The organism is Kitasatospora sp. NPDC005748 (assembly GCF_040630735.1).
Lineage (GTDB): Bacteria > Actinomycetota > Actinomycetes > Streptomycetales > Streptomycetaceae > Kitasatospora.
Genome location: NZ_JBEXYD010000029.1, coordinates 71,596 through 96,274 on the forward strand (window position 1 = coordinate 71,596; position 24,679 = coordinate 96,274).

Annotated in this window: 21 protein-coding genes, 3 tRNA genes and 1 pseudogene; 10 read left to right on the forward strand and 15 right to left on the reverse strand. The window is 72.1% G+C overall.

Going from position 1 to position 24,679, the window contains the following annotated elements; translation table 11 throughout:
• Positions 1-32: 32 nt before the first annotated feature.
• Both ABZ495_RS21420 and ABZ495_RS21425 read left to right on the forward strand, forming a co-directional pair.
• A complete protein-coding gene (locus ABZ495_RS21420; RefSeq protein WP_329492180.1) occupies positions 33-704 on the forward strand; it encodes a response regulator transcription factor in 672 nt (223 codons plus the stop codon).
• Positions 701-1,846, forward strand: coding sequence for a histidine kinase (locus tag ABZ495_RS21425; protein ID WP_352288610.1), 1,146 nt, complete (start codon positions 701-703; stop codon positions 1,844-1,846). Before ABZ495_RS21420 ends, ABZ495_RS21425 begins: the two co-directional genes overlap by 4 nt.
• A gap of 85 nt (positions 1,847-1,931) precedes the next feature.
• Here the strand turns inward: ABZ495_RS21425 and ABZ495_RS21430 are convergent.
• Positions 1,932-2,015 (reverse strand) — tRNA-Leu (locus ABZ495_RS21430).
• A 417-nt stretch (positions 2,016-2,432) separates the two neighbouring features.
• Between ABZ495_RS21430 and ABZ495_RS21435 the strand changes: the two genes are divergently transcribed.
• The 6 genes from ABZ495_RS21435 (at position 2,433) to pknB (ending at position 11,006) form a co-directional block, all read left to right on the forward strand.
• Positions 2,433-3,299, forward strand: a complete 867-nt coding sequence (locus tag ABZ495_RS21435) for a DUF3662 and FHA domain-containing protein (RefSeq protein WP_329488822.1) — start codon at positions 2,433-2,435, stop codon at positions 3,297-3,299.
• Between the two features lie 46 nt (positions 3,300-3,345).
• Entirely contained in the window at positions 3,346-3,897 is a 552-nt protein-coding gene (locus ABZ495_RS21440; protein WP_359837461.1) for an FHA domain-containing protein, read from the forward strand.
• Between the two features lie 53 nt (positions 3,898-3,950).
• Complete coding sequence (locus tag ABZ495_RS21445; protein ID WP_359805891.1) at positions 3,951-5,603, forward strand: protein phosphatase 2C domain-containing protein; 1,653 nt, start codon at positions 3,951-3,953, stop codon at positions 5,601-5,603.
• A gap of 172 nt (positions 5,604-5,775) precedes the next feature.
• On the forward strand, positions 5,776-7,152 hold the full coding sequence (locus tag ABZ495_RS21450) for an FtsW/RodA/SpoVE family cell cycle protein (protein WP_329492179.1): 1,377 nt from the start codon (positions 5,776-5,778) through the stop codon (positions 7,150-7,152).
• On the forward strand, positions 7,149-8,606 hold the full coding sequence (locus tag ABZ495_RS21455; RefSeq protein WP_359805893.1) for a penicillin-binding protein 2: 1,458 nt from the start codon (positions 7,149-7,151) through the stop codon (positions 8,604-8,606). Before ABZ495_RS21450 ends, ABZ495_RS21455 begins: the two co-directional genes overlap by 4 nt.
• A gap of 261 nt (positions 8,607-8,867) precedes the next feature.
• Positions 8,868-11,006 (forward strand): Stk1 family PASTA domain-containing Ser/Thr kinase, encoded by a 2,139-nt coding sequence (pknB, locus tag ABZ495_RS21460; protein ID WP_359837463.1) that lies wholly within the window; start codon positions 8,868-8,870, stop codon positions 11,004-11,006.
• A 109-nt stretch (positions 11,007-11,115) separates the two neighbouring features.
• Here the strand turns inward: pknB and ABZ495_RS21465 are convergent, their stop codons facing one another.
• From ABZ495_RS21465 to ABZ495_RS21485, 5 genes are all read right to left on the reverse strand, one after another.
• On the reverse strand, positions 11,116-11,907 hold the full coding sequence (locus tag ABZ495_RS21465; protein ID WP_329488817.1) for a class E sortase: 792 nt from the start codon (positions 11,905-11,907) through the stop codon (positions 11,116-11,118).
• Positions 11,908-11,984: 77 nt separating this feature from the next.
• Positions 11,985-13,151: a class E sortase gene (locus ABZ495_RS21470; protein WP_359837466.1), complete on the reverse strand. Its 1,167-nt coding sequence runs from the start codon at positions 13,149-13,151 to the stop codon at positions 11,985-11,987.
• Positions 13,152-13,156: 5 nt separating this feature from the next.
• Positions 13,157-13,819: an aminodeoxychorismate/anthranilate synthase component II gene (locus ABZ495_RS21475; RefSeq protein WP_359805904.1), complete on the reverse strand. Its 663-nt coding sequence runs from the start codon at positions 13,817-13,819 to the stop codon at positions 13,157-13,159.
• Between the two features lie 56 nt (positions 13,820-13,875).
• Positions 13,876-14,052 carry a hypothetical protein gene (locus ABZ495_RS21480; protein WP_329488814.1) on the reverse strand — a complete coding sequence of 59 codons (177 nt, stop codon included), beginning with the start codon at positions 14,050-14,052 and terminating at the stop codon, positions 13,876-13,878.
• 165 nt (positions 14,053-14,217) lie between these two features.
• Positions 14,218-14,979 (reverse strand): DUF881 domain-containing protein, encoded by a 762-nt coding sequence (locus tag ABZ495_RS21485; protein WP_329488813.1) that lies wholly within the window; start codon positions 14,977-14,979, stop codon positions 14,218-14,220.
• A 171-nt stretch (positions 14,980-15,150) separates the two neighbouring features.
• On the opposite strand from ABZ495_RS21485, the gene crgA reads away from it, so the two are divergent.
• Positions 15,151-15,399, forward strand: coding sequence for a cell division protein CrgA (gene crgA, locus ABZ495_RS21490; protein WP_329488811.1), 249 nt, complete (start codon positions 15,151-15,153; stop codon positions 15,397-15,399).
• A 312-nt stretch (positions 15,400-15,711) separates the two neighbouring features.
• Here crgA and ABZ495_RS21495 read toward each other — a convergent pair whose 3' ends face one another.
• Positions 15,712-16,473, reverse strand: a complete 762-nt coding sequence (locus ABZ495_RS21495) for a rhomboid family intramembrane serine protease (protein ID WP_359837468.1) — start codon at positions 16,471-16,473, stop codon at positions 15,712-15,714.
• Positions 16,474-16,877: 404 nt separating this feature from the next.
• Between ABZ495_RS21495 and ABZ495_RS21500 the strand changes: the two genes are divergently transcribed.
• Positions 16,878-17,765, forward strand: coding sequence for a DUF5324 family protein (locus ABZ495_RS21500; RefSeq protein WP_359837470.1), 888 nt, complete (start codon positions 16,878-16,880; stop codon positions 17,763-17,765).
• A gap of 75 nt (positions 17,766-17,840) precedes the next feature.
• On the opposite strand, the gene ABZ495_RS21505 is transcribed toward ABZ495_RS21500, so the two are convergent.
• The 8 genes and pseudogenes from ABZ495_RS21505 to ABZ495_RS21540 all read right to left on the reverse strand — a co-directional run.
• Positions 17,841-17,913 (reverse strand) — tRNA-Ala (locus ABZ495_RS21505).
• Positions 17,914-18,104: 191 nt separating this feature from the next.
• On the reverse strand, positions 18,105-18,233 hold the full coding sequence (locus ABZ495_RS21510; protein ID WP_014137031.1) for a DLW-39 family protein: 129 nt from the start codon (positions 18,231-18,233) through the stop codon (positions 18,105-18,107).
• A gap of 276 nt (positions 18,234-18,509) precedes the next feature.
• Positions 18,510-18,824, reverse strand: coding sequence for a DUF6191 domain-containing protein (locus ABZ495_RS21515; protein WP_329488808.1), 315 nt, complete (start codon positions 18,822-18,824; stop codon positions 18,510-18,512).
• Between the two features lie 121 nt (positions 18,825-18,945).
• Positions 18,946-19,022: transfer RNA gene (locus ABZ495_RS21520), tRNA-Ile, on the reverse strand.
• A 16-nt stretch (positions 19,023-19,038) separates the two neighbouring features.
• A complete protein-coding gene (locus tag ABZ495_RS21525) occupies positions 19,039-20,424 on the reverse strand; it encodes a cyclopropane-fatty-acyl-phospholipid synthase family protein (RefSeq protein ID WP_359805911.1) in 1,386 nt (461 codons plus the stop codon).
• Positions 20,425-20,694: 270 nt separating this feature from the next.
• Positions 20,695-21,441, reverse strand: coding sequence for a DUF3566 domain-containing protein (locus ABZ495_RS21530; protein ID WP_329488806.1), 747 nt, complete (start codon positions 21,439-21,441; stop codon positions 20,695-20,697).
• 150 nt (positions 21,442-21,591) lie between these two features.
• A complete protein-coding gene (gyrA, locus tag ABZ495_RS21535) occupies positions 21,592-24,135 on the reverse strand; it encodes a DNA gyrase subunit A (RefSeq protein WP_329492178.1) in 2,544 nt (847 codons plus the stop codon).
• 119 nt (positions 24,136-24,254) lie between these two features.
• Positions 24,255-24,679 (reverse strand): annotated as a pseudogene (locus ABZ495_RS21540) (DNA topoisomerase IV subunit B); the annotation flags it as partial.

A 24,679-nucleotide genomic window follows, 5' to 3' on the forward strand; every position in this document is an offset into this window, starting at 1 on the left:
CCGGTCCCGGCCGCCCGAACCGAGGAGGGACCATCACCACCACCCGCGTGCTGATCGTGGACGACGAGATCCTGGTCCGCTCCGGCCTCGGCCTCATCGTCGGCTCCGCCCCCGACCTGGAGGTGGTCGGCGACTGCTCCGGCGGCCGGGCCGAGGACTTCGTCCAGCGCCTGCGCCCGCACGTGGTGCTGCTCGACATCCGGATGCCCGACCTCGACGGCATCTCGGTGCTGCGCCGGCTGCGCGCCCTGCCCGACCCGCCGGCGGTGGCGATGCTCACCACCTTCGACACCGACGAGTACATCGGCACCGCGCTGCGCGCCGGCGCGGCCGGCTTCCTGCTCAAGGACACCGCCCCGGACCAGCTGGTCCACGCCGTCCGGGTGATCGCGGCCGGCGGCAGCATCCTCTCCCCGACCGTCACCCGCACCGTGATCGGCGGCTACGTGGACGGCGGCGGCCCGGACGCCGAGGCCACCTCGCTGGCCCGCACCCTCACCAGCCGCGAGCTCGACGTCCTGGCGCTGCTCGGCGAGGGGCTGTCCAACGCCGAGATCGCCGACCGGCTCTTCCTGGGCACCGGCACGGTGAAGGACCACATCAGCGCGATCCTCGGCAAGCTCGGCGCCGCCAACCGGGTGCAGGCGGCGGTCGTCGCCCACCGGGCCGGCCTGGTCCGGCCGAAACCCGGCGACGGGGCATGACCACGAGCGAGCTGCCCCCCGCCAGACGCCTGCCGGCCTGGCTGACCGCGCCCTGGTTGATGCTGCTGCTGCCGGCCCTCTACTCGCTGATGGACGCCGCCCTGGTGGCCCGCGGCTCGGCCTGGTGGCAGGTGCTGCTCTCGCTGCTCGCCGCCGCGGTGCTGCCCTGGCGCCGGCGATTCCCGGTCACCGTGCTGCTGCTCACCATGCCGGGCAGCTACCTCGCCGACATCTGGCTCGCCCCGATCACCGCCGTGTACACGGTGGCCGCCGAGCGGCCGGTGCCCCGGGTGGTGGTCCCCTGCGCGACCCTCTTCGCCCTGGTGGAGTTCTTCCACTGGCCGCTCTCCGAGCAGTCCCTCGAACCGAGCCGGGAGACCGCGCTCTACGCCATCCAGTCGGTGATGCTGGCCGCCGGCCCGGCCGCCACCGGTCTGCTCTCGCGCACCCGCCGGGAGCTGGCGGCCCGGCTGGACGAACTGACCCGGGGCCGGGCCCGGGAGAACCGGCTGCTCGCCGAGCGGGTCCTGGTCAGCGAGCGGGCCCGGCTCGCCCGGGAGATGCACGACGTGGTCTCGCACCAGGTCAGCCTGATCAGCATCCAGGCCGGCGCGCTGCAGGTCAGCACCGCGGACCCGGCCGCCGCGGCCACCGCCCGGACGATCCGCGAACTCTCCGTGCGCACCTTGGAGGAGCTGCGGCAGATGGTCGGCGTGCTGCGGGCCGCCGGCTCCCGCCCGGACACCCCGCTCGCCCCGCAGCCGCGGCTGGCCGACCTCCCCCGGCTGATCGAGGAGAGCGGCCTGGCGGCCGTGGCCGAGCTGTCCCCGGGGGACCACCCCTGGCCCGAGGCGGTGGAGCGGGCCGCCTACCGGACGGTCCAGGAGGCGCTCACCAACATCACCAAGTACGCCCCGCAGGCCACCGTCCACGTCTACGTGCGGGCGGCGGGCCGCCGGCTCCGGGTCGAGGTCCGCAACGACGCCCCGCCGGTCCGCCCGGCCGAGACCCTGCCGGGCGGCGGCCACGGCCTGGTCGGGCTGCGGGAGCGGGCCCAGCTGCTCGGCGGCACGCTCACCGCCGGCACCACCCCCGACGGCGGCTTCGCGGTACGGGCCGACCTGCCCGCCGGCCGGGAGTGAACCCGCCCGCGCCGGCTCCGCGGCCCCGGGCACGCCCCGAACACGAGAAAGCCCCGCAGATCCGAAGATCTGCGGGGCTTCGCTGTGCGCGAGGGGGGAGTTGAACCCCCACGCCCTTTCGGGCACTGGAACCTGAATCCAGCGCGTCTGCCTATTCCGCCACCCGCGCATGGGTGTTTGTCGTGGTTGCCAGCCGACCAGCCGATCCGCTCGGTACCATGTGGTCTTCGCGGCTCTTCGGTCCGGCTCCCTTGCGGGCGCCCCTTCCGACGTGGAAAACAGTAGCACGACCTGCGGGCCGCCTCCGAATCCGTTTCCCGGGACGGCCGAGCGCATCCGAACGGATGCCCGGACGAACAGCCGAGCGAGGGATGAGGGCACGTTTCGACGGGTAGCCCTGGCATGCTGCCGCCGCCATGCGTCACCCTGTGTGTCCGAGCCCACCCCCGGTCACCACGCGGTCCGGGAACCGTATGGATGGCCCCGGCGTGGATACGATCAGTACGGAAGTACCGCAAGTAGGCGCGACCGGCTCCCCGGGATCCGGTCGCGGGCAGGCGAACGAACCCTGGAAGGGGGTGCCCCAATGGGAGTGCTGAAGAAGTTCGAGCAGCGACTTGAGGGTCTCGTCAACGGCACCTTCGCCAAGGTGTTCAAATCCGAGGTCCAGCCCGTCGAGATCGCCGGTGCGCTGCAGCGCGAGTGCGACAACAACGCGAGCATCTGGAACCGCGACCGGACCGTCGTGCCCAACGACTTCATCGTCGAGCTCAGCCCGCACGACTTCGAGCGGCTCAGCCCCTACTCCGGTCAGCTGGGCACCGAGCTGGCCGGGATGGTCCGCGAGTACGCCGAGGCCCAGCGGTACTCCTTCATGGGCCCGCTCCAGGTGAACCTGGAGAAGGCCGACGACCTGGACACCGGGCTCTACCGGGTGCGCAGCCGCACGCTGGCCGCCGAGGAGCAGCCGCAGCAGCAGGCCCCGGCGCACCCCACCCAGGGGGGCGGTTACGGCCGGCCGCCGGCCGCCCCGGCCCCCGGCGCACCGTGGCAGCAGCAGGGCGCCGCTCCCTACAGCGCGCCCCCGCCGCCGGCCGCGCCCCCCGCCATGCCCGCCGGCCCGCCCGCGGGCGGGAACGTCCGCCCGTTCCCCGGTGCCGGCCACGGCACCGCCGTCCGGCGCTGGATCGAGGTCAACGGCTCCCGCCACCAGATCACCGGGAACGCCTGCGTGCTCGGCCGCTCCACCGAGGCCGACGTGCGGATCGACGACCCCGGGGTCTCCCGCAAGCACGCCGAGATCCGGCCCGGCACGCCCTCGATGGTGCTCGACCTCGGGTCCACCAACGGCATCGTGGTGGACGGACAGCACACCCAGCGCGCTACGCTCCGCGACGGCTCGCGAATCGTCGTGGGTTCCACCACCATCGTCTACCGACAGGTCGAAGGGTAGTGTCCGATTTGTTCGCTCGCTTCGCTCACTCACGGGCGGGCCGGCCATGTCAGAACTGACCCTGACGGTCATGCGGCTGGGTTTCCTCGCCGTGCTGTGGCTCTTCGTCATCGTCGCGGTCCAGGTGATCCGCAGTGACCTCTTCGGCACGAAGGTGAACCCGCGTTCCTCCCGCCGGGGCGGTGCCGCGACCGCGACCGCCGCCACGGCGGCCCCCGCCGCGGCCGCGCCCGGGCGGGCCCCGCAGGGCCAGCCCGCCCAGGCCGCCCAGACCCAGGGCGGAGGCGGCGGCCGGCGCCGCGGCGCCCCGACCCAGCTGGTCGTGGTGCAGGGCTCGCTGGCCGGTACGACCGTGGCGCTGCAGGGCCAGACCATCACGCTGGGCCGCGCGCACGACTCCACCATCGTGCTGGACGACGACTACGCGTCCTCCCGGCATGCCAGGATCTATCCGGATCAGACTGGGCAGTGGACGGTCGAGGATCTAGGCTCCACCAACGGCACCTATCTGGACCGGCAGCGCCTGACCGCGCCGACCCCGCTCCAGCCGGGCATGCCGATCCGTATCGGCAGGACCGTCATCGAACTGCGGAAGTAGTAGCGCATGAGGGACAGCATCCCGTCCATGACCCAGAGGGGGGCTCAGGTCGCATGACCCTGGTGCTGCGCTTCGCCGCCGGCTCCCACAAGGGGCTGATCCGGGAGGGGAACGAGGACTCCGGCTATGCCGGGCCGCGGCTGCTCGCCGTGGCCGACGGCATGGGCGGGGCCGCGGCCGGCGAGGTCGCTTCCTCCGAGGTGCTCGGCTCGATCGTCCGGCTGGACGAGGACGTGCCCGGCGCCGACCTGCTGACCCTGCTCGGTGACGCCGTCCAGGGCGCCAACGACCGCCTCCGGCAGATGGTCGAGGAGGACCCGCAGCTGGAAGGCATGGGCTGCACCCTCACCGCGATGCTCTGGACGGGCCAGCGGATGGGTCTGGTGCACGTCGGCGACTCCCGCGCCTACCTGCTGCGTGACGGCGCGCTGGTGCAGATCACCCAGGACCACACCTGGGTGCAGCGCCTGGTCGACGAGGGCCGGATCACGCCCGAGGAGGCCGAGACCCACCCGCAGCGCTCGCTGCTGATGCGGGCGCTGGACGGCCGCGGCCAGGTCGAGCCCGACCTGTCGATCCGCGAGGTCCGGGCCGGCGACCGCTACCTGATCTGCTCCGACGGCCTCTCCGGCCCGGTCAGCCACCAGACCCTCCAGGACACCCTCGGGAGCTTCTACTCCCCCGAGCAGACCGTGCAGGAGCTGATCCAGCTCGCCCTGCGCGGCGGCGGTCCGGACAACATCACCTGCATCGTGGCGGACGTCCTCGACGTCGGTGCCACGGACACCCTGAGCGGTCAGTTCAACGACGTCCCGGTGGTCGTCGGCGCGGTCGCCGAGACCCCGCCGTCCTCGACCGTCGCCGACCAGTCGATCCGGGACACCCCGGCCGGCCGGGCGGCCGGTCTCGGCCGCTCCCCGCAGGGCGCCTTCGGCCCCGCCGAGGGCTACGACGGCGGCTACGGCGCCGCCCCGGCCGGCTTCGGCCCGGCCGAGGGCTACGAGGGCTACGCGGCCGGCGAGCCCCCGGTGTACGGCACCGAGGACTTCGACGACGAGGCGCTGCCGAAGCGCAAGGGCAAGGCGCTCAAGCTCTCGCTGGCGGCCCTGGTCGCCCTGGGCGTGCTGGGCGGCGTCGGCTTCTTCGGCTACCAGTGGACCCAGGACCAGTACTACGTCGGCGTCGACGGCGACCACGTCGCGGTCTACCAGGGCGTCAACCAGAGCCTCGCCGGGCTGAGCCTGTCCTCGGTGCACACCACGTACAAGGACATCGAGCTCAAGTACCTGCCGCAGGACCAGCGCACCCACGTCACCAACACCATCTCGGCCAGCAGCCTCGGCGACGCCGACGACAAGGTGAAGAAGCTGGGCGAGCAGGCGACGTTCTGCCACAAGGTCTCCGACGCCCGGGCGGCCGCCGCGGCCAACCCGGCGCTGCCGGGCACCGCGCCGGCCGGTCAGCCGGGCACCACGCCCGCCGTGGCGCACATCGGGTTCCGGACGGCCACCGCGCCCGTGCCGTCGCCCTCCGTGCCCGGCCGGGCGGCTCCGGCCACCCCCACGGCCTCGGCCACCCCGACCCCCACCCCGACCACGGCCGCCCCGAGCCAGAGCGCCGCCGCCCCGGCCACCGGGTCGCAGGGCGACCTGCCCGGTCTGACGGACGAGGAGCGGCAGAAGGCCGACTCCTGCCCGAAGCCGTGACGGCCGCGACCCGACATAGGCCCGCCCCGAGCGGGCCTGCCGGCCGTCAGGGAGCGGTCACCACGTGAGCACCTTCGACCTCAGCAACGGCGCCGACAACCGCTCCGGCGACCGCCGGACCGGCGGCGTACCGGCCGACCGCGCCTCCTCCCGGCGCCGGGGCAACACCACCATCTCCCCGCAGGGCGCGCCCAACCGACGCAACACCGAGCTGGCCATGCTGGCGTTCGCGGTGCTGCTGCCGGTCCTCGCGTACGCCAACGTGGGCCTCGCGATGGACGACTCGCTACCGGCCGGCATGCTCGGCTACGGCCTCGGCATGGGGGCGCTGGCACTGGTCGCGCACCTGCTGATGCGCCGCTTCGCGCCCTACGCGGACCCACTGATGCTGCCGATCGCCACCCTGCTCAACGGGCTCGGCGTGGTGATGATCTGGCGGCTCGACAAGGCCGGGAAGCTGCTGCACAACAACTACCCCGCGGCGGCCAACCAGCTGATGTGGTCGGGCCTCGGGGTGGCGTTCTTCATCTTCGTGATGATCTTCCTGAAGGACCACCGGGTCCTCCAGCGCTACACCTACATCTCGATGGCGGCGGCCCTGGTGCTGCTCGCGGCGCCGGCCTTCTTCCCGGCCCGCAAGGAGGACTTCGGCGCCAAGATCTGGATCCGGATGGGCGCCTTCTCGATCCAGCCCGGTGAGTTCGCCAAGATCATCCTGACCGTGTTCTTCGCCGGCTACCTGATGGTCAAGCGGGACGCCCTGGCCCTGGCCAGCCGCCGCTTCATGGGCCTCTACCTGCCGCGCGGCCGCGACCTCGGCCCGATCATCGTGATCTGGCTGCTCAGCCTGCTGATCCTGATCTTCGAGAACGACCTGGGCTCGTCCTTCCTGTACTTCGGCCTCTTCGTGGTGATGCTGTACGTCGCCACCGAGCGCACCAGCTGGATCGTCTTCGGCCTGCTGATGTCCGTCGGCGGCGCCGTCGCGGTCGCCTCCACCGCCAGCCACGTGAAGACCCGGATCGACGCCTGGCTCGACCCGATGGCCGCCTTCACGCCCAAACCGCCCCAGGGCTCGACGGAACAGATCGGCCAGTCGCTGATGGCGCTGGGCTCCGGCGGGGTGACCGGCTCGGGCCTCGGCCAGGGCCGCTCCTGGCTGATCGACTTCGCCGCCAAGAGCGACTTCATCCTCGGCTCGTTCGGCGAGGAACTCGGGCTCACCGGCATCATGGCGATCTTCATGCTCTACGCCCTGCTGGTGCAGCGCGGTCTGCGCACCGCCATCGCGGCCCGGGACCCGTTCGGCAAGCTGTTCGCCGTCGGCCTCTCCTCGGCCATGGCGCTCCAGGTCTTCGTGGTCGCCGGCGGCGTCACCGGCCTGATCCCGCTGACCGGTATGACCATGCCGTTCCTCGCCCAGGGCGGGTCCTCGGTGGTCGCCAACTGGGCCCTGATCGCGATCCTGCTGAAGATCAGCGACAGCGCCCGCCGCCCCGGGGTGGAACCGGCCCCGGCCACCGAGCTCCAGGGGGGAGCAGCCTCGTGAACAAGCCGATCCGCCGGGTCTCGATCTTCTGCCTGGTCCTGATCCTGGCCCTGATGGTGCGCACCAACTGGGTGCAGGGCGTCCAGGCCGAGGCCTGGGCCACCAACAAGAACAACAAGCGGCAGGTGTACGACCGGTACGCCCACCCGCGGGGCAACATCATCGTCGACGGCAAGCCGGTCACCCAGTCCGACTTCGTCAACGGCCTGCGCTACAAGTACAAGCGCTCCTGGGTCGACGGCGCGATGTACGCGCCGGTGACCGGGTACTCCTCGCAGTCCTTCGGCGCCAGCCAGCTGGAGCAGCTGGAGGACGGCATCCTCTCCGGCAGCGACGACCGGCTGTTCTTCCGGAACACCCTGGACATGCTGACCGGGGAGCCGAAGAAGGGCGGGGACGTCGTCACGACGATCAACTCCAAGGCCCAGAAGGCCGCCTTCGACGGCCTCGGCAACAAGAAGGGCGCGGTGGTCGCGCTCGACCCGCGCACCGGCGCGATCCTGGCGCTGGTCTCCACCCCGTCCTACGACCCGGGCGCCTTCGCGGGCAGCGAGTCCGGCGACTCCAAGGCCTGGGTGGACCTCAACGCGGACCCGAACAAGCCGATGCTCAACCGCGCGCTGCGCGAGACGTACCCGCCCGGTTCGACGTTCAAGCTGGTCACCGCGGCGGCGGCGTTCGAGAACGGCGTGTTCCAGAGCGTCGACGACCAGACCCAGACGCCGAAGCCGTACATCCTGCCGGGCACCAAGACCGAGCTGAGGAACGAGAGCGACGACGAGCCCTGCGAGAACGCCACGGTCAAGGTCGCCATGGACTGGTCCTGCAACACCGTCTACGGCAAGATCGGCACCGAGCTCGGCAAGGAGAAGATGCGGGCGCAGGCCGAGAAGTTCGGCTTCAACAGCACCGTGGACACCCCGGTCCGGTCCGAGAAGAGCGTCTTCCCGACCAACTCCACCCCGGACGGCGTGGCACTGGACTCCATCGGCCAGCACGACACCCGGGCCACCCCGCTCCAGATGGCCATGGTCTCGGCCGCGATCGCCAACAACGGCTCGCTGATGCAGCCGTACCTGGTCGACCAGGAGCGCTCGGCCTCGCTGACCACCATCTCCAAGCACACCGAGAAGCAGTACTCCCAGGCGATGAGCCCGGAGACCGCGCAGAAGCTCCAGAACCTGATGGTCTCGGTGGTCGACAACGGCACCGGCAAGAACGCCAGGATCCCGGGCCTGACGGTCGGCGGCAAGACCGGCACCGCGCAGCACGGCGAGGACAACGCCGGGCTGCCGTTCGCCTGGTTCACCTCCTACGCCAAGACCCCCGACGGCCAGTCCGTCGCGGTCGCGGTGGTGGTCGAGGACGGCTCCAACAACCGTGACGGGATCAGCGGCGGCCGGCTCGCCGCACCCATCGCCAAGGCGGTGATGCAGGCCGCCCTCGGCAAGTAGGGAGCGGCCGTCACGGGTGCGTCGAATGTCACGATCGGCCCCGCCGAACGGATACCGGTCTGGTATCGGCCCACGGCCGACTCCGGTCCGGCGCGGTGCGACCGGTAGCGTATCCGCAGCAGCGGGTGTGCCCGTTGCCGCCCGCGAAGCGTCGAAGGGTCCTGATCGCAGAACCACCCGGGCCCGCGCCGGCGTCACTCGGAGCGTGCGGGGACACCTACGTCACAACCTCACCGGCGGGTGAGGGAGAGGGTCGGAACTATGGAAGAGCCTCGTCGCCTAGGCGGCAGGTACGAGCTCGGCGGCGTCCTCGGACGCGGCGGCATGGCCGAGGTGTACCTCGCCCATGACACCCGGCTCGGCCGTTCCGTCGCTGTGAAGACGCTCCGGGCCGACATGGCCCGTGATCCGTCCTTCCAGGCCCGCTTCCGCCGTGAGGCGCAGTCCGCGGCATCACTGAACCACCCCGCGATCGTCGCCGTGTACGACACCGGCGAGGACTACATCGACGGCATCTCCATCCCGTACATCGTGATGGAGTACGTCGAGGGGTCCACGCTGCGGGAGCTGCTGCACTCCGGCCGCCGGCTGCTGCCGGAGCGCTCGCTGGAGATGACCATCGGCATCCTCCAGGCCCTGGAGTACTCGCACCGGGCCGGCATCGTGCACCGCGACATCAAGCCCGCCAACGTGATGCTGACGCGGCAGGGCAACGTCAAGGTCATGGACTTCGGCATCGCCCGGGCCATGGGCGACGCCGGGATGACCATGACGCAGACCTCCGCCGTCATCGGGACCGCCCAGTACCTCTCCCCCGAGCAGGCCAAGGGCGAGCAGGTCGACGCCCGCTCGGACCTCTACTCCACCGGCTGCCTGCTGTACGAGCTGCTGACCGTGCGGCCGCCGTTCGTCGGCGACTCGCCGGTCGCGGTGGCCTACCAGCACGTCCGGGAGGAGGCGCAGCCGCCGTCGGTGTTCGATCCCGAGGTGCGCCCCGAGATCGACGCGATCGTGCTGAAGGCGCTCGCCAAGGACCGCGACTACCGGTACCAGAGCGCCGACGAGATGCGCGACGACATCGAGCGCTTCCTCGACGGCCTCCCGGTGGCCGCCGCCCAGCAGGCCGCCGCCTACGGGATGGGCGGCGCGGCCGGGTACGGCTACGACCAGAACGGCTACCCGCAGCAGCACGACCCGTACGGCCAGACCAACGTGCTGCCCCAGCAGCCCGGCGGCGGGCCGACCACGATGCTCCCGCAGGCCGGCTACGGCCAGCAGCCCGGCTACCAGGACGACGGCTACGGGCAGACCTACGCCGGTGCCCCGGGCGGCGGCGGGAACGACGGCTACGACGACGGCTACGGCCGCGGCGGGGGCCGACGCGGCGAGCAGCCGCCGAAGAAGAGCAACACCTCCTGGATCGTGCTGGCGGTCGCCGCCGTGCTGGTCCTGGTCGGCACCTTCTTCGTCGCCCAGGCGATGTTCGGCAACAAGGGCGGCGACAAGAAGGAGTCCGTCAAGGTCGTCGCGCCGAGCCTGGTGGGCAAGACGCTGGCCGAGGCCAAGACCCTCGCCGCGCAGAGCGGCCCCAAGCTGGTGGTGACCGAGGGTGAGAAGGTGGCCTGCCCGGACACCAACGTGAAGAAGGACCAGGTCTGCACCCAGACCCCGGCGGCCGGCGGCCAGGTCGCGGAGGCCGCCACGATCACGGTGCAGCTCTCCTCCGGTCCGGCCAAGGCGACCGTGCCCAAGGTGGTCGGCCTGACGAAGGACCAGGCGGTCAAGGCGCTCAACGACGCCGGCTTCACCAACATCGCGCAGCCCGAGTACAAGGACGACGACACCGCTCCGACGGAGACGGTCATCGCCCAGGACCCGGCGGCCAACGCGGCCGGCGACCCGACCGCGCAGATCAAGCTCACCGTCTCGCAGGGCAAGGCCAAGGTCTCCGTCCCCGGTGTGGTCGGTCAGCAGAAGGAGGCCGCGCAGGCCGCCCTGGAGGGCGCGGGCTTCCAGGTCGATGCCTCGAAGACGACGCCGACCAACGACCCGACCAAGGTCAACACCGTCGCGTCGCAGTCGCTCCAGCCGAACACCAAGGCCGCGGCCAACTCGAAGATCACCCTGACGATCTTCAAGGCGCCGGACAAGGCCACCGTCCCGCCGCTGCAGAACGTCCCGGTCAAGGACGCCATCGCGCAGCTGCAGAAGCAGGGCCTGGGCTACACCCTGCTCGGCTCGCAGGACCCGAACGGCACGGTCACCAACTCGATGCCGGGCGCCGGGACCCAGCTGGACCCGGGGCAGTCGGTCACCCTGATGGTGAAGCCGCCCGAGCCGACCAAAGGGGGCGACCCCGCCAACCCGTCACCCTCCAACACCAAAGGGGGCAACCCCTAACCCCTGGTTCCCCTGGCTCTGACGCCGGGAACGCCCGAGGGCCCGTCGCAGGTGCTGCGACGGGCCCTCGGGCTTTCCGGTCCGGCCCGGTAGCTGGGCCGTGCCCGGGTCAGGACCTCAGCTCGGTCGGCGGGGTGCGCGCGGCGTCCATGTCGTCCACCCGCACCAGGCTGCCCCAGACGGCCATCCGGTAGCGCGAGGTGTAGACCGGCGTACAGGTCGTCAGGGTGATGTACCGTCCGGGCGCCTGGTAGCCCGAGCCCTTGGGGACGGGGGCGACGATGCCGGTGTCGTACTTGGAGGTCTCCGCCAGGGTGCTGTCGACCCGGTAGACGTACCACTTGTCCCTGGTCTCGACGACGATCGCGGCGCCCCGGTGGACGGCGTCGAGGTCGTGGAACTTCGCCCCGTGGCCGTCCCGGTGGGCGGCCAGCGCGAAGTTCCCGGTGGCGTCCCAGGGCATCGCGGCCCGGTAGGGCTGCTCGTACACCCCGGCGACGCCCTCGGCGAGGGTGTCGGCGTCGGTGCCCATCCGGATCAGCACCTGGTAGCCCCGGCCCATCGCGGGCACGTGCAGGAAGCCGATCCCGTCGCCCGCCACGGGGGCCGGGCCGGTGCCGGTGCCGGGCGCGGCGGTGGGGCTCGGGGCGCCGGGGGCGGCCGGGGGGGCGTTGGTCGGCCCCGCCGCCCAGGCGCCGCGCAGCCGGTCGCCCGCCTGCGCGGCGGCGGCGTCGGCCTCCACGTTGGTCCACCAGAGCGAGTAGGAGACGAAGAGACCGAGCACCAGCCCCAGGGTGATCAGCAGTTCGCCGAGGACGCCGAGCGCGGCCAGCGCCCGGCCCCGTCGCCGACGGGCGGGCGCGGGCGGCGGGCCTGCCTGCGCCGTCTCGTCCTGGGTCACTCGTACTCCCCTTCGCGTGCTGTCCATCCGGTGCGGCGGCCGTCCGCCGCGGCCCGCCGGGGTTTGTCCGGCAGGCCCTAGCCGACCGTGAGGCCGGGCGGCTTGCCCTGGCTCCGCGGCCGCTCCTCGATCATCTTGCCAAAGAGGATCAGACGGGCCTTGGAACTGAACTCCGGTGTGCAGGTGGTCAGGGTGATGTAGCGGCCCGCCTGGGTGTACCCGGAGCCGTTGGGCACCGGCTTGATCACGCTCACGTTGGACGGCGGGGTCTCCGGGATGCCGCCGGTGATCTCGTACGTGTAGTACGCGGTGGCGGTCTCCACCACGATCTTGTCGCCCTTGCCGAGCTGGTTGATGTGCCGGAACGGCTCGCCGTGGGTGTTGCGGTGCGCGGCCAGCGCGAAGTTGCCCGCCTTGTCGGCCGGCATGCCCGTCCCGGCGTAGTGCCCGACCAGGCCCTTGTCGAGCACCGCCGACTTGGACGTGCCCTCGGCGATCGGGAACTTGAGACCCAGCTTCGGCAGGTGAATGATCGCGAAGCCCTTGCCGGGCTCGAAGGTCTCCGGCTTCGCCGGGTCCGGCGCGGGCTGCCCGGCCGCGCCGGGTGCCGGCTGGGCCGCGTCGAACTGCTGCTCCAGCTGGTTGCGGGCACCGTCGGCGGCCGCGTCGGCCTGCACGTTGGTCCACCAGAGCTGGTAGGAGACGAAGAGCAGCATCACCAGGCCGAGCGTGATGCACAGCTCGCCGACGAGGCGGGCGACCACGACGGCGGGCGACTCCTTGGGCCGCGCCCGGCCCGTGGCCGCGCCGTCGGCCGCCCGGCGGCGCCCGCCGCCCGAGCGCACCGAGATCCGGCCCTGCGCGGCACGACGGCGTTCGGCCCGGCCGCCGAGCGGCGGGGGAGTGCCGTCGGCGGCGAGGGCCGGGAGCCGCAGCTGGAGGGTCTGGTCGGCCAGCCAGGGGTACTCGGGCTGCCCCGGGTGGGCCGGGTCGCCCGGAGCGGCCTGTCCGGCCTGCTCGTAGACGCTCCAGCCGTCCTCGGCACCACCGTGCTCCGGGTCGCCCGGTCCGAGCGGCTGCGCACCGTAGGGGTCGTACTGCTGGTACTGGCTCTCCGGCGGGTGCTGGCCCCGGCCGCCGTACTGCGGGGTCGGCTGCCGGTGCCGGCCGCCCGGGCCGGGCGCCCCGGCCCCGTGCGGATCCGCGCCCGCCTGGTATCGCCCCTCCGGACGCACCGCGGTCATGCCGCTCAGCCCCGGCCGATCACCGGGGCGAGCCCGGCCGAACGGCCGACGGCCTGCGGATCGCCGCACTCGGCCAGCCAGTTGGCGAGCATCCGGTGCCCGCCCTCGGTGAGGACCGACTCCGGGTGGAACTGGACGCCTTCGACCAGCAGCTCGCGGTGGCGCAGCCCCATGATCACGCCGCTCTCGGTCCGGGCGGTCACCACCAGCTCGTCCGGCACGGTGGCCGGCTCGACCGCCAGCGAGTGGTAGCGGGTCGCGGTGAGCGGCGAGGGCAGTCCCTCGAAGACGCCGCCGTCCTCGTGCTCCACCAGCGAGGTCTTGCCGTGCAGCAGCTCGGGCGCCCGGCCGACCACCGCGCCGTACGCGACCGCGATCGACTGCAGGCCCAGGCAGACACCGAAGACCGGCAGCCCGGTCCGCGCGCAGTGGTGGACCATCTCGACGCAGACCCCGGCCTCCTCGGGCGCACCGGGGCCGGGGGAGAGCAGCACCCCGTCGAAGCCCTCCGCGCCCGCGCGGCGCACCGCGTGCTCGACCGTCACCTCGTCGTTGCGCACCACCTCGCAGGTGGCGCCGAGCTGGTAGAGGTACTGGACCAGGTTGAAGACGAAGCTGTCGTAGTTGTCGACGACCAGGATGCGGGGCGAGGTCAGCTGGGGGGTCATTCGCGCGCTATCTCCGTGGGCTGCGGGGACTGGGAGGAGGAGCAGGGCCGCCGGGCTCAGCCGGCGGCGCCGCCGTCGCCGTCCACTGTGACGTCGCCGAAGGGGAGCAGCGGTTCCGCCCACGGGAAGACGTAGGTGAACAGGAGGTAGACCACCCCCAGGACGAGGAGCAGCGAGATGAGGGCCCGGACCAGGGGGTGCCCCGGAAGGTGTCGCCAGATCCAGCCGTACATGGTGCTCCCTCGACGCAACAGACTGGGGTCAAGAGTAGACCCGTGATCCGGGCGCGTGAGGCGCCCTTCCCCGGCAGCGCCCGCCCGTTGTGCTCCGGCGGCCCGCCCGGCGGGTCGCGGCGGCGGTCCGGAGCGGCGCCCGGACCGGTGGTCACCGGCCGGCCGTCACTGCCCCCCGGCCGAACCCAGGTCGACCGTGCCGGAGTAGCCGGGCACGCTGAGTTCGCCGCTCTCCTGCACCTTCCAGCCCAGCCCGTACGCCTGCACGTACTGCAGGTAGTTGCGGATCGTCGGGTCGGCGTCCACCGCGGACCGCAGCGCGTCCGTGCGCCCCACCGCCTTGACCACGTACGGCGGGGAGTAGACCCGGCCCTGGAGCAGCAGGGTGTTGCCCACGCAGCGGACCGCGCTGGTGGCGATCAGCCGCTGGTCCATCACCTGGACGCCCTCGGCGCCGCCCCGCCAGAGCGCGTTGACCACCGCCTGGATGTCCTGCTGGTGGATGACGAGGTCGTTGACGCCGGGCTCGGGCACCCCGGGGATGCGCGCGGTGGCGTTCGGCGGCGCGTCGTTGAGGGTGACGGTCAGTCCGGGCCCCTGCAGCGGTTCCAGGGCGGCGGCCTGCTGGAGGGCGGTCAGCCGGGCGGCGTCCGCGGGGCTGCGCCCCTGCTGGCCGGTGAGCGCCTGGGAACGCGCCTGGAGGTCGGCGAGCTGCTCCTGGGACTGCTGGTTCTGCGAGCTGCGCTGGCGTATCACGTCGCCGAGGCTCAACAGCGAATTGTCGGTCCGCAGATCGGTCCCGCGGGCGGTCTGCGCGCTGATGTAGAAGAGCAGGCCGGCGAGCGCGAAGACGGCGCAGGTCAGGGCACGGCCGACAATTCGGATGCCGGCGGCGCGAGAGCGGGCAGGCCGAGGAGGAATCGACAAATTAGGCACCGTACCCTTATCTCCTTCAGACCCGCCGAGCCACTACGCTAACGGACGCCGGTGGCATGTGCGGGACCGGTTCCCCTAACGTTCTCCACAGCCGCCACCCACAGCCGCCCCACCCGCTGAACCCCTGCGCGGTCTCACAGCGCATCGACAGGAGAGCTCCTCGTGCCGAAGTCTCGACTCCGCAAGAAGTCCGATTACACCCCGCCGACGGTGGCAACGGTGAAAATCAGCTCGGGCCGAAGCTGGGTAGCCCCTCTGATGCTGGCACTGTTCCTGGTCGGTCTGGTCTGGATCGTCACCTATTACGTGACCAGTGGCACCTGGCCGGTCGAGAGCTGGGCCAACTGGAACATCCTGGTGGGCTTCGGCTTCATCGCGGCGGGATTCGGCGTCTCCACCCAGTGGAAGTGACGCCGGGGCCCAGGCCCTGAGCGTCCGCTCCGCCGCCCCGGCAGCGTCGTGCGGGGCGGCGCTGCGGTGTGTCCGGACACCGGACGGCGGTTATCCCGCTTATCGCGCTTATCCACATGGTTATCCACACTGGGGAAAAGTCTCCCCGGCCTGTGGATAACTCGCGTCCGGCGCGCTGTCCACACCCGTGCGCGCGCTCCCCCGAATGCCGAATACGCACAGCGGGACACGCGTAGAACAACAGTCCACAGCCCGGCTGGCGCACCGGCTGTGCACAACCCCCCACGCGCTGTGGACAAACGTCCGGGACGGTCACCCGCCGTAGCGGGCCGTCCCGACGAGGACCATCAGCAGCACCAGCCCGGCCACCCCCGCCACCGTCAGTGTCTGGACGACCGTCCGGCGCTCCCGCGGGGCGTACATCAGCCCGATCGCGGTCAGCGTGCCGGCGACCAGCCCGCCGATGTGCGCCCGCCAGTCGATGCCGGACACCGAGAAGGTGACGATCAGGTTGAAGACCAGCAGCGCGATCACCGGTCCCAGCGGCGTCCTGGTCTGCTTGTACATCACCACGGTCGCGCCGAGCAGGCCGAAGATGGCGCCGGACGCCCCCAGCGAGTTCATGAAGCCGCCGGCCAGCAGGAAGGCGAACGCACTGCCGGCCAGGCCGGACAGCAGGTAGACGGCCAGGAAGCGGATCCGGCCGAGCGCCGCCTCCAGCGAGGGACCGATCACCCAGAGCATCACCATGTTGGTGGCGATGTGCCACGGCGCGACGTGCAAGAAGGTCGCGGTCAGCAGCCGGTACCACTGGTCCGGCCCGGCCGCCACGCCGTACGGGAAGCCGGTGATCTGCGGGCCGACGCTGAACAGCGAGAGGTCCTCGGCCAGCCACGGCTCCAGGACGTAGGCGGCCAGCAGGAAGACCGCCAGGTTGAGTCCGAGCAGGACCTTGGTGACCAGCGCGCCGTCGGCGGCCGGCTTGCCGCCGAACCGCGTGGTCGCCTGCCGCACCTGCCGGTTGTCCCCGGTGACGCACTCCGGACAGTGGAAGCCCACCGAGGCGTTCACCATGCATTTCGGGCAGATCGGCCGGCCGCACCGGGAGCAGCCGATACCGGTCTCCTGCTCCGGGTGCCGGTAGCAGCGGGACGCCCCGGACCTGCCGCCCGGCCGCGGGTCCTCGTCCGTCGGCGGCCTGGACTCGTCCGGGAGCATCAGCGGTAACCCCTTCTCGTACGTCGGCGGCGCGGTCCCGCCGGCACCCGCCGTACGGGTGGCACCGGGATCGTCAGCGTACTGCGGCGGGTCGGCGCCGAGCGATCTCCACCGGCCGGATCCGGTCCCCGGACGCCGGGCCGGGCGACCCGCCGCACCCCGCGTACGGCCCACTCCGGAGTGCTCTCAGACAAATCAACATGCATGATCAGCATTGAGGTGGATAAGTGCATATAGGACGCCACCAGGAGGAGAGACTCGTGACCCGTTTGGACTCAGCACGTGAGACGGCCGGCAAGACCCGGGAAACTCTCGCGCCCTACGCCGCCACCGCCAAGGAAACCGCGGCGCACCTCGCGGACGGCGCGAAGCAGCGGCTGGGGCCCGCTGTGGACGCCGTCGGGCCGAAGGCCTCCCAGGCGGCGCACAGCGCCCGTGTCCAGTACGCCAAGCACATCGCCCCGCAGTTCGAGCATGCCTTCGCCAGCCTTCCCCCGGAAGCCCAGAAGAACACCCTCAAGGCCCTCCACCGGGCTCAGGAGACCGCCCTGGCGGCCCGGCTCTCCGCGATGCGCGCCGCCGACCAGGCCCGCTCCACCGTGGTCCCCAAGGTCGCCCACGCGGTCGAGGAGGCCCGCGCCACCGTCACGCCCGTCGCGCTGGAGGCGCAGACCCGCGGCGCCGCCGCGCTGACCGCGCTGCAGGGCCACGTCACCTCGGCCGAGATCAGCGACCTGGCCGCCCGCAACGCCAGGAAGGAGCACCGCAACGGCTGGGCCACCGGCCTCGCCGTGGCGGGCGCCGTCGCCATCGGCAGCGGCATCCTGGTCTGGCAGTGGTGGCGGCACCAGGGCGACCCGGAGTGGCTCGTCGAGCCCACGACCGGGGCTCCCACCCCGGCGCCCGGCCCGGCCGAGGCCGCGGCCGCCCCGCGCCCCGGCGGCTCGCACGCCACGAGCGCCGGCACCGCGGACGGCACCGTGGACGCGGCCACCACCAGCCCGGTGAACGGCTCCACGGCCGAGACCGCGGCCGCGCCGGACGTCCCGACCGGGTCCGGCGCCGCCGAACCCGGCTCGTCCACCCCCGACGGGCCCGACCACGACGAGGACCGGCCCAAGCCGCACGACCCGCGCAAGCCGCACTGACCGGCCCGCACCCCCGCAGAACGCCGATCGGCCGCTGACCCGGATTCAGGTCAGCGGCCGATCGGCGTTCGTCTGTGGAGCTTAGGAGACTCGAACTCCTGACATCTGCCTTGCAAAGGCAGCGCTCTACCAACTGAGCTAAAGCCCCTCGACGGCACCGCGTGTACCGCCGGGCACTAGCGTACCGGGTCCCGGCGCGAATCCCACGCCCCGTCCCCGCACTGGTGCCCGGCCGGTGCCGGAAGAGCCGGTCGGCCCGGTCGTCCGACCGGACCGACCGACCGGGGAGACGCGCTGCGGCGTCTCCGAAGATCGTCGATCGTCAGATCGTCCGGGCCCTCAGCGACCGGCCGGGACCGGGTCGGTGGCCTCGGTCCACAGGTCCTGCTCGGCGCGGTCCGCCTGGACCTGACGGTAGACAAAGAAGCCGCCGAGGGCGACCAGGGCGACCAGGAGAAGCTTCTTCACCGCGGGACCTCGTCCTTCTTGCGTATCGGACTCAACAGCCGTGCGCCGACCGGATTGGCCGGGCCGACGAGTCCATGGGTTCTTACGAGCACGAACGGGCTGCCGGGTGCCAGACTGCCCTTGCGGCCGATGATACACACCGGTGTCCCAATCGTGACCAGCCACCGCTGCCGCCAACCGACCCGTCCGGCCGGAGGATTGACGCCACACCTCCTGTCGTACGGTCGGCCTGCCGGTGAGCGGCCCCAGGACGCCCTCCGGACCGACCCGGACCGGTCACCGGCGGGGCGGCGTGACCACCACGGCGGTACCGGAGGCGAGGTCCACCCTGGTCCGCGGCGGAGCCCCCTCCCCCTCCTCGTCGCGCAGCATCAGCGTGCTGCGCCGCTCGTCCAGCTCGTGCTGCTTGCCCGCCGCGAACTGGGCGTGCAGCTGCTCGAAGCCGGTCGACGAGATCTGCCCCTCACGGCCCGTCCCCCGCCAGGGGATCCAGCGGGCCCGGCGCGCCCGCAGCGCCAGTTGATCGACGAAGGCGAGCACGACCAGCGCGCAGACCAGTCCGGGAATGCTCATCGCCCAGAACAGCGCCATACCGCCACCATCCCTCCACCCGCCCTCCCCCGGACAACCCCCGGGACGGGCCCGTGGTTCCCCGGTCCGGGCACGAAAACGCCGAAGGGCCCGGAGCGAGATCGCTCCGGGCCCTTCGCGGTGGTGGGCCTAACAGGACTTGAACCTGTGGCCTCTTCCTTATCAGGGAAGCGCTCTAACCGTCTGAGCTATAGGCCCTTGCCGCACTGAAAGATTAGCGGACCGACGGCCGATCTCCCAAATCCTGATCGGCACCGGCCCCGGCGGCAGTCCGCTGGTGGGAAGCGGTGGGGCGGCGGAGCAGCCACTCCTCACGGGTGGCCGGGAGGTGGGCCGCCCCCTCGGGACCGGTGCGCACGGCGAGGATCTGGTTGATCCCGATCCGGTTCTCCTCGAAGGCGAGCGCCGAGGCCGCCATGTACAGCCGCCAGACCCGGGCCCGGCCGCGGCCGACCAGGCGGACCGCCTCCGTCCAGTGCGCCTCCAGGTTGGCCACCCACTCGCGCAGCGTCAGCCCGTAGTGCTCGCGCAGCGACTCCACGTCGCGGACCTCGAAGCCGGCCTCCTCCAGCCGGGCCACGGTGGAACCGACCGGGGAGAGCTCGCCGTCCGGGAAGACATAGCGGTCGATGAACGGGCTGGGGCGGTGCGGCTCGCCCGGGTGGTCCGGGCGGCGGGCGATCTGGTGGTTGAGCAGCCGGCCACCGGGCACCAGCAGGCCGTACAGGTTGTCGGCGTAGACCCGGTACTGCTCGGAGCCGACGTGCTCGGCCATGCCGACGCTGGAGATGGCGTCGAACGGGCCGTCCGGGATCTCCCGGTAGTCCTGCAGCCGGATCTCGATCCGGTCGGCCAGGCCGGCCTCCTCGACCCGCCGGCGGGCGAGCGCGACCTGCTCCTCGGAGATGGAGACGCCGACCGCGGTGACGCCGTAGTGCCGCGCGGCGTGCAGCACCAGTGAGCCCCAGCCGCAGCCGACGTCCAGCAGGCGCATCCCCGGCCGCAGGCCGAGCTTGCGGCAGATCAGGTCGAGCTTGGCCTCCTGGGCGGCCTCCAGGCTCTTGGCGGCCGGCTCCCAGTAGGCGCAGGAGTACACCATCGAGGAGCCCAGGACGAGCCCGTAGAAGTCGTTGCCGACGTCGTAGTGGTGGCTGATCGCCGCGCGGTCCCGGCTGCGGCTGTGCACCCGGCCCCGGACGGACCCGGCCTCCTCCGGCGGCGGGGCGGGCTGCGGGCCGAGCGCACCCGCCCGGAGCAGCGCCCCCAGCACCCGGCGGCCCCGGGGGCCGACCACGTCGCCGGGGCCCAGCGCCAGCTGCCGGATCTCGGGGCGCTCGGCGAGGTGCGCGACGACCGTCAGCACCTCGTAGAGGTCGGCGCCCGGGGCGAGCTCCAGGTCCCCCGACACGTAGGCCCGGGCCAGGCCCAGCTCACCCGGCTGCCAGAGCAGCCGGCGCAGCGCCCGCCGGTTGCGCAGCACCACCGTGGGCGCCCCCGGCGGCCCGGCGGCACTGCCGTCCCACACCTGCACCCGCAGCGGTACCGGGACCCCCAGCAGCCCTTCCAGGGCCTCGACCAGTTGCCTTGCGAGCTGAGCCATCGCGCGCCTCCGTCCAGCCGTACCTGCACAGCCGTACCCGCCCCGGCCGGTCGGACCGGGGGGCGGGCCTGCGGCACTCGGTGACTCGGCACGAGCGCGCCCAGCTAATCCCACCGCGGCGGACGCCCGACGGGGCGGCACGCCGCGGGGACCGGCTGTCACCCGAAATGCCGACGGGCCCCGAAGGCTGCAACAGCCGTCGGGGCCCGCACATTCCGTCCGCGGACGACGATGTGACCGGGGGTCAGACCCGGTCCGGCGCGGCCGGGGTCAGTCCTCCTCGGCCAGGGTCAGCTCGATGCCACCGGTGAAGCCGGCGGCCGCGTTGTAGATGAACGCCGAGAGCGTGGAGAGCGCGGTCAGCAGCACGACGTCGACCACCGCGATCAGCGAGGTGAAGGTCATCACCTTGCCGAACCCGACGTAGTCCATCAGGTTGATGCCGCTGTTGGGCGCCTCGCCGGCGGTGACCTCCTTGAGGGTCTTGCCGAGCGAGTCGAACACCCCGAGCGAGTCCAGCGTCATCCACAGGACGGCCGCCGCCACGATGATGATGATCCCGACCGCCAGCGACAGCAGGAAGCTCACCTTCATCACCGACCACGGGTCGGCCTTGGTGATCCGCAGCCGGGCCTTGCGGGTCCGGCCGAGGCCGGCGCCCCCGACGGCCGGCGCCGCGCCGGGCCGGCGCGGGGCGCCGCCCGGGACGGGCGTCCCGCCGGGCGGGGTGTTGCCGCCCACCCGGGTGCCCCGGGGCGGTGTCGGCTGCCCCTTGGCGTACGTGGTCGGCTGCGAGAACCCGCTACCGCCCGGCGCCGGCGCTCCCGGCGGCGGAGGGGTCGGCTGCCCGCCGTACGTCGCCCCGCCCTGACCCGCCGCACCGACCGGTGGCATCAGCGAGGTGGACGCGGCGGGGTGCTCGGCCGGCGGCTGCGGCACCCCGTAGCCCCCGCCGCCCTGTGCTGCGCCCGGACGGCCGCCGGTGGCTCCTCCCGCAGCACCCGTGGCTCCACTCACTGGTCCTCCCGCACTTCCCACCAGGGCGGCGGCGCCGCCCTGCGTCGTCACTCGTCATCCAGCACCCGGCGGGATTGCCCGGAACTGGTCGGCGGCCGGCGCCGCCGCGCCCGTGTTCGGACGCAACGGCACCAGCCTGCGCGGTAGGGGTCAGGCCTGGGCTTCCTCGCCGCCCGCCACCGTCTCCGTACCCTCGGCCACCTCGGTGGACTCGGCGTCGGACGCCTCGTCCTCCAACAGCTCCTCGCCCTCGGCCTCCGCGTTGCGGGCCATGCCCACCACCGCGTCGCGCTTTCCGAGGTTGATCAGTTGGACGCCCATGGTGTCACGTCCGGTTTCACGAACCTCGGAAACCCTCGTGCGGATCACCCCGCCCGACAGGGTGATCGCCATGATCTCGTCGCTGTCGTCCACCACCAGGGCGCCGACCAGCGATCCGCGGCCCTCGACGATCTTCGCCGCCTTGGTGCCGAAACCGCCGCGCCCCTGGACACGGTACTCGTCCACCCCGGTGCGCTTGGCGTAGCCACCGTCGGTGGCGGTGAAGACGTACGTCCCCGGCCGGACCACGTTCATCGACAGCAGTTCGTCGTCCTCGCGGAAGGACATGCCCTTGACGCCGGAGGTGGCGCGGCCGGTGGGCCGCAGCGCGTCGTCGGTCGCGGTGAAGCGGATCGACTGGGCCTTGCGGGAGACCAGCAGCAGGTCGTCCTCGGCGGAGACCAGCTCGGCGCCGATCAGCTCGTCGTCCCGGCCCTCCTCGTCCTGGCGCAGGTTGATCGCGATCAGGCCGCCGGAGCGGGGCGAGTCGTAGTCCTTGAGCGCGGACTTCTTCACCAGACCGGCCCGGGTGGCGAGCACGAGGTACGGCTTGTCCTCGTAGGTGCGCACCGCCATCACCTGGGTGATGTGCTCCTCCGGCTGGAAGGCCAGCAGGTTGGCCACGTGCTGGCCGCGGGCGTCCCGGCCGGCGTCCGGCAGCTCGTAGCCCTTGGCCCGGTAGACCCGGCCCTTGTTGGTGAAGAACAGGATCCAGTTGTGGGTCGTCGTCACGAAGAAGTGGTCGACGATGTCGTCCTGCTTGAGCTGCGCACCGCGCACGCCCTTGCCGCCGCGCTTCTGCGAGCGGTAGAGGTCGGAGCGGGTCCGCTTGACGTAGCCGCCACGGGTGATCGTGACGACGATGTCCTCCTCGGCGATGAGGTCCTCGATGGAGAGGTCGCCGTCGGAGGGGATGAGGGTGGAGCGCCGCTCGTCGCCGTACTTCTCGACGATCGCGGTCAGCTCCTCGGAGATGATCTCGCGCTGACGGCCCGGGGAGGCCAGGATCGCGTTGTACTCGTCGATCTTGCGCTGCAGCTCGTCGTGCTCGTCCATGATCCGCTGGCGCTCCAGGGCGGCCAGGCGGCGCAGCTGCATCTCCAGGATCGCGTTGGCCTGGAGCTCGTCGATGGCGAGCAGCTCCATCAGGCCGCTGCGGGCGGCGTCGGCGCTGGCCGAGGCCCGGATCAGCGCGATGACCTCGTCGATCATGTCCAGGGCGCGCAGCAGGGCGCGCAGGATGTGCGCCCGCTCCTCGGCCTTGCGCAGCCGGAAGGTGGTGCGCCGGACGATGACGTCGACCTGGTGGTTGACCCAGTGCCGGATGAAGGCGTCGAGCGAGAGCGTGCGCGGCACGCCGTCGACCAGCGCCAGCATGTTGGCGCCGAAGTTGGTCTGCAGGTCGGTGTGCTTGTAGAGGTTGTTCAGCACGACCTTGGCGACGGCGTCCCGCTTGAGCACGATGACCAGGCGCTGGCCGGTGCGCGAGGAGGACTCGTCGCGGACGTCGGCGATGCCGGCGACCTTGCCGTCCTTGACCAGGTCGGCGATCTTCAGCGCGAGGTTGTCCGGGTTGACCTGGTAGGGCAGCTCGGTGATCACCAGGCACTGGCGGCCCTGGATCTCCTCCACCTCGACCACCGCGCGCATGGTGATCGAGCCGCGCCCGGTGCGGTACGCCTCCTCGATCCCGCGGCGGCCGACGATCAGCGCGCCGGTCGGGAAGTCCGGGCCCTTGATCCGCTCGATCAGGGCCTCCAGCAGCTCCTCGTTGGAGGCCTCCGGGTGCTCCAGCGCCCAGAGCGCGCCGGAGGCGACCTCGCGCAGGTTGTGCGGCGGGATGTTGGTGGCCATGCCGACCGCGATGCCGGTGGCACCGTTGACCAGCAGGTTGGGGATGCGCGCGGGCAGGACGGTGGGCTCCTGCGAGCGGCCGTCGTAGTTGGCGGCGAAGTCGACGGTCTCCTCGTCGATGTCGCGCATCATCTCCATGGCCAGCGGCATCAGCTTGCACTCGGTGTAGCGCATGGCCGCGGCCGGGTCGTTGCCCGGCGAGCCGAAGTTGCCGTTGCCGTCCACCAGCGGCATCCGCAGCGACCACGGCTGGGCCAGGCGGACCACGGTGTCGTAGATCGAGGTGTCACCGTGCGGGTGGTAGTTGCCCATGACGTCGCCGACGACGCGGGCGCACTTGTAGTAGCCCTTCTCGGGGCGGTACCCGCCGTCGTACATGGCGTAGAGCACGCGCCGGTGCACCGGCTTGAGGCCGTCGCGGACCTCGGGCAGCGCACGGCTGACGATCACGCTCATCGCGTAGTCGAGGTACGAGCGCTGCATCTCGGTCTCGAGCTCGATCGGCTCGACCCGGGACACGAAGGTGTCGGTGGCGGTGCTGGCGTCCGGCTGCTCGCCGTCGGGACGGTTGTCGTCGACCACTGGTGGTCAGTTTCCTTTCACGCGTGACTGGACTGTGCTGGCAGGGGCGGGCCCCGTCACACGTCCAGGAAGCGGACGTCCTTGGCGTTGCGCTGGATGAAGGAGCGGCGGGCCTCGACGTCCTCGCCCATCAGGACGGAGAAGAGGTCGTCGGCGCGGGCCGCGTCCTCCAGGGTGATCTGCTGGAGCAGGCGGTGGGCCTGGTCCATGGTGGTCACCCGCAGTTCCTCGGCGTTCATCTCGCCGAGACCCTTGAAGCGCTGGATCGCGTCGTCCTTGGGCAGCCGGCGACCGGCCGCGACGCCCGCCGCGATGGTGGCGTCGCGCTCGCGGTCGGAGTACACGTAGTCGAAGTCGTCCTTGCTCCACTTGATCTTGTACAGCGGGGGCATCGCGAGGTAGACGTAGCCGGACTCGACCAGCGGCCGCATGAAGCGGAACAGCAGGGTGAGCAGCAGGGTGCGGATGTGCTGCCCGTCGA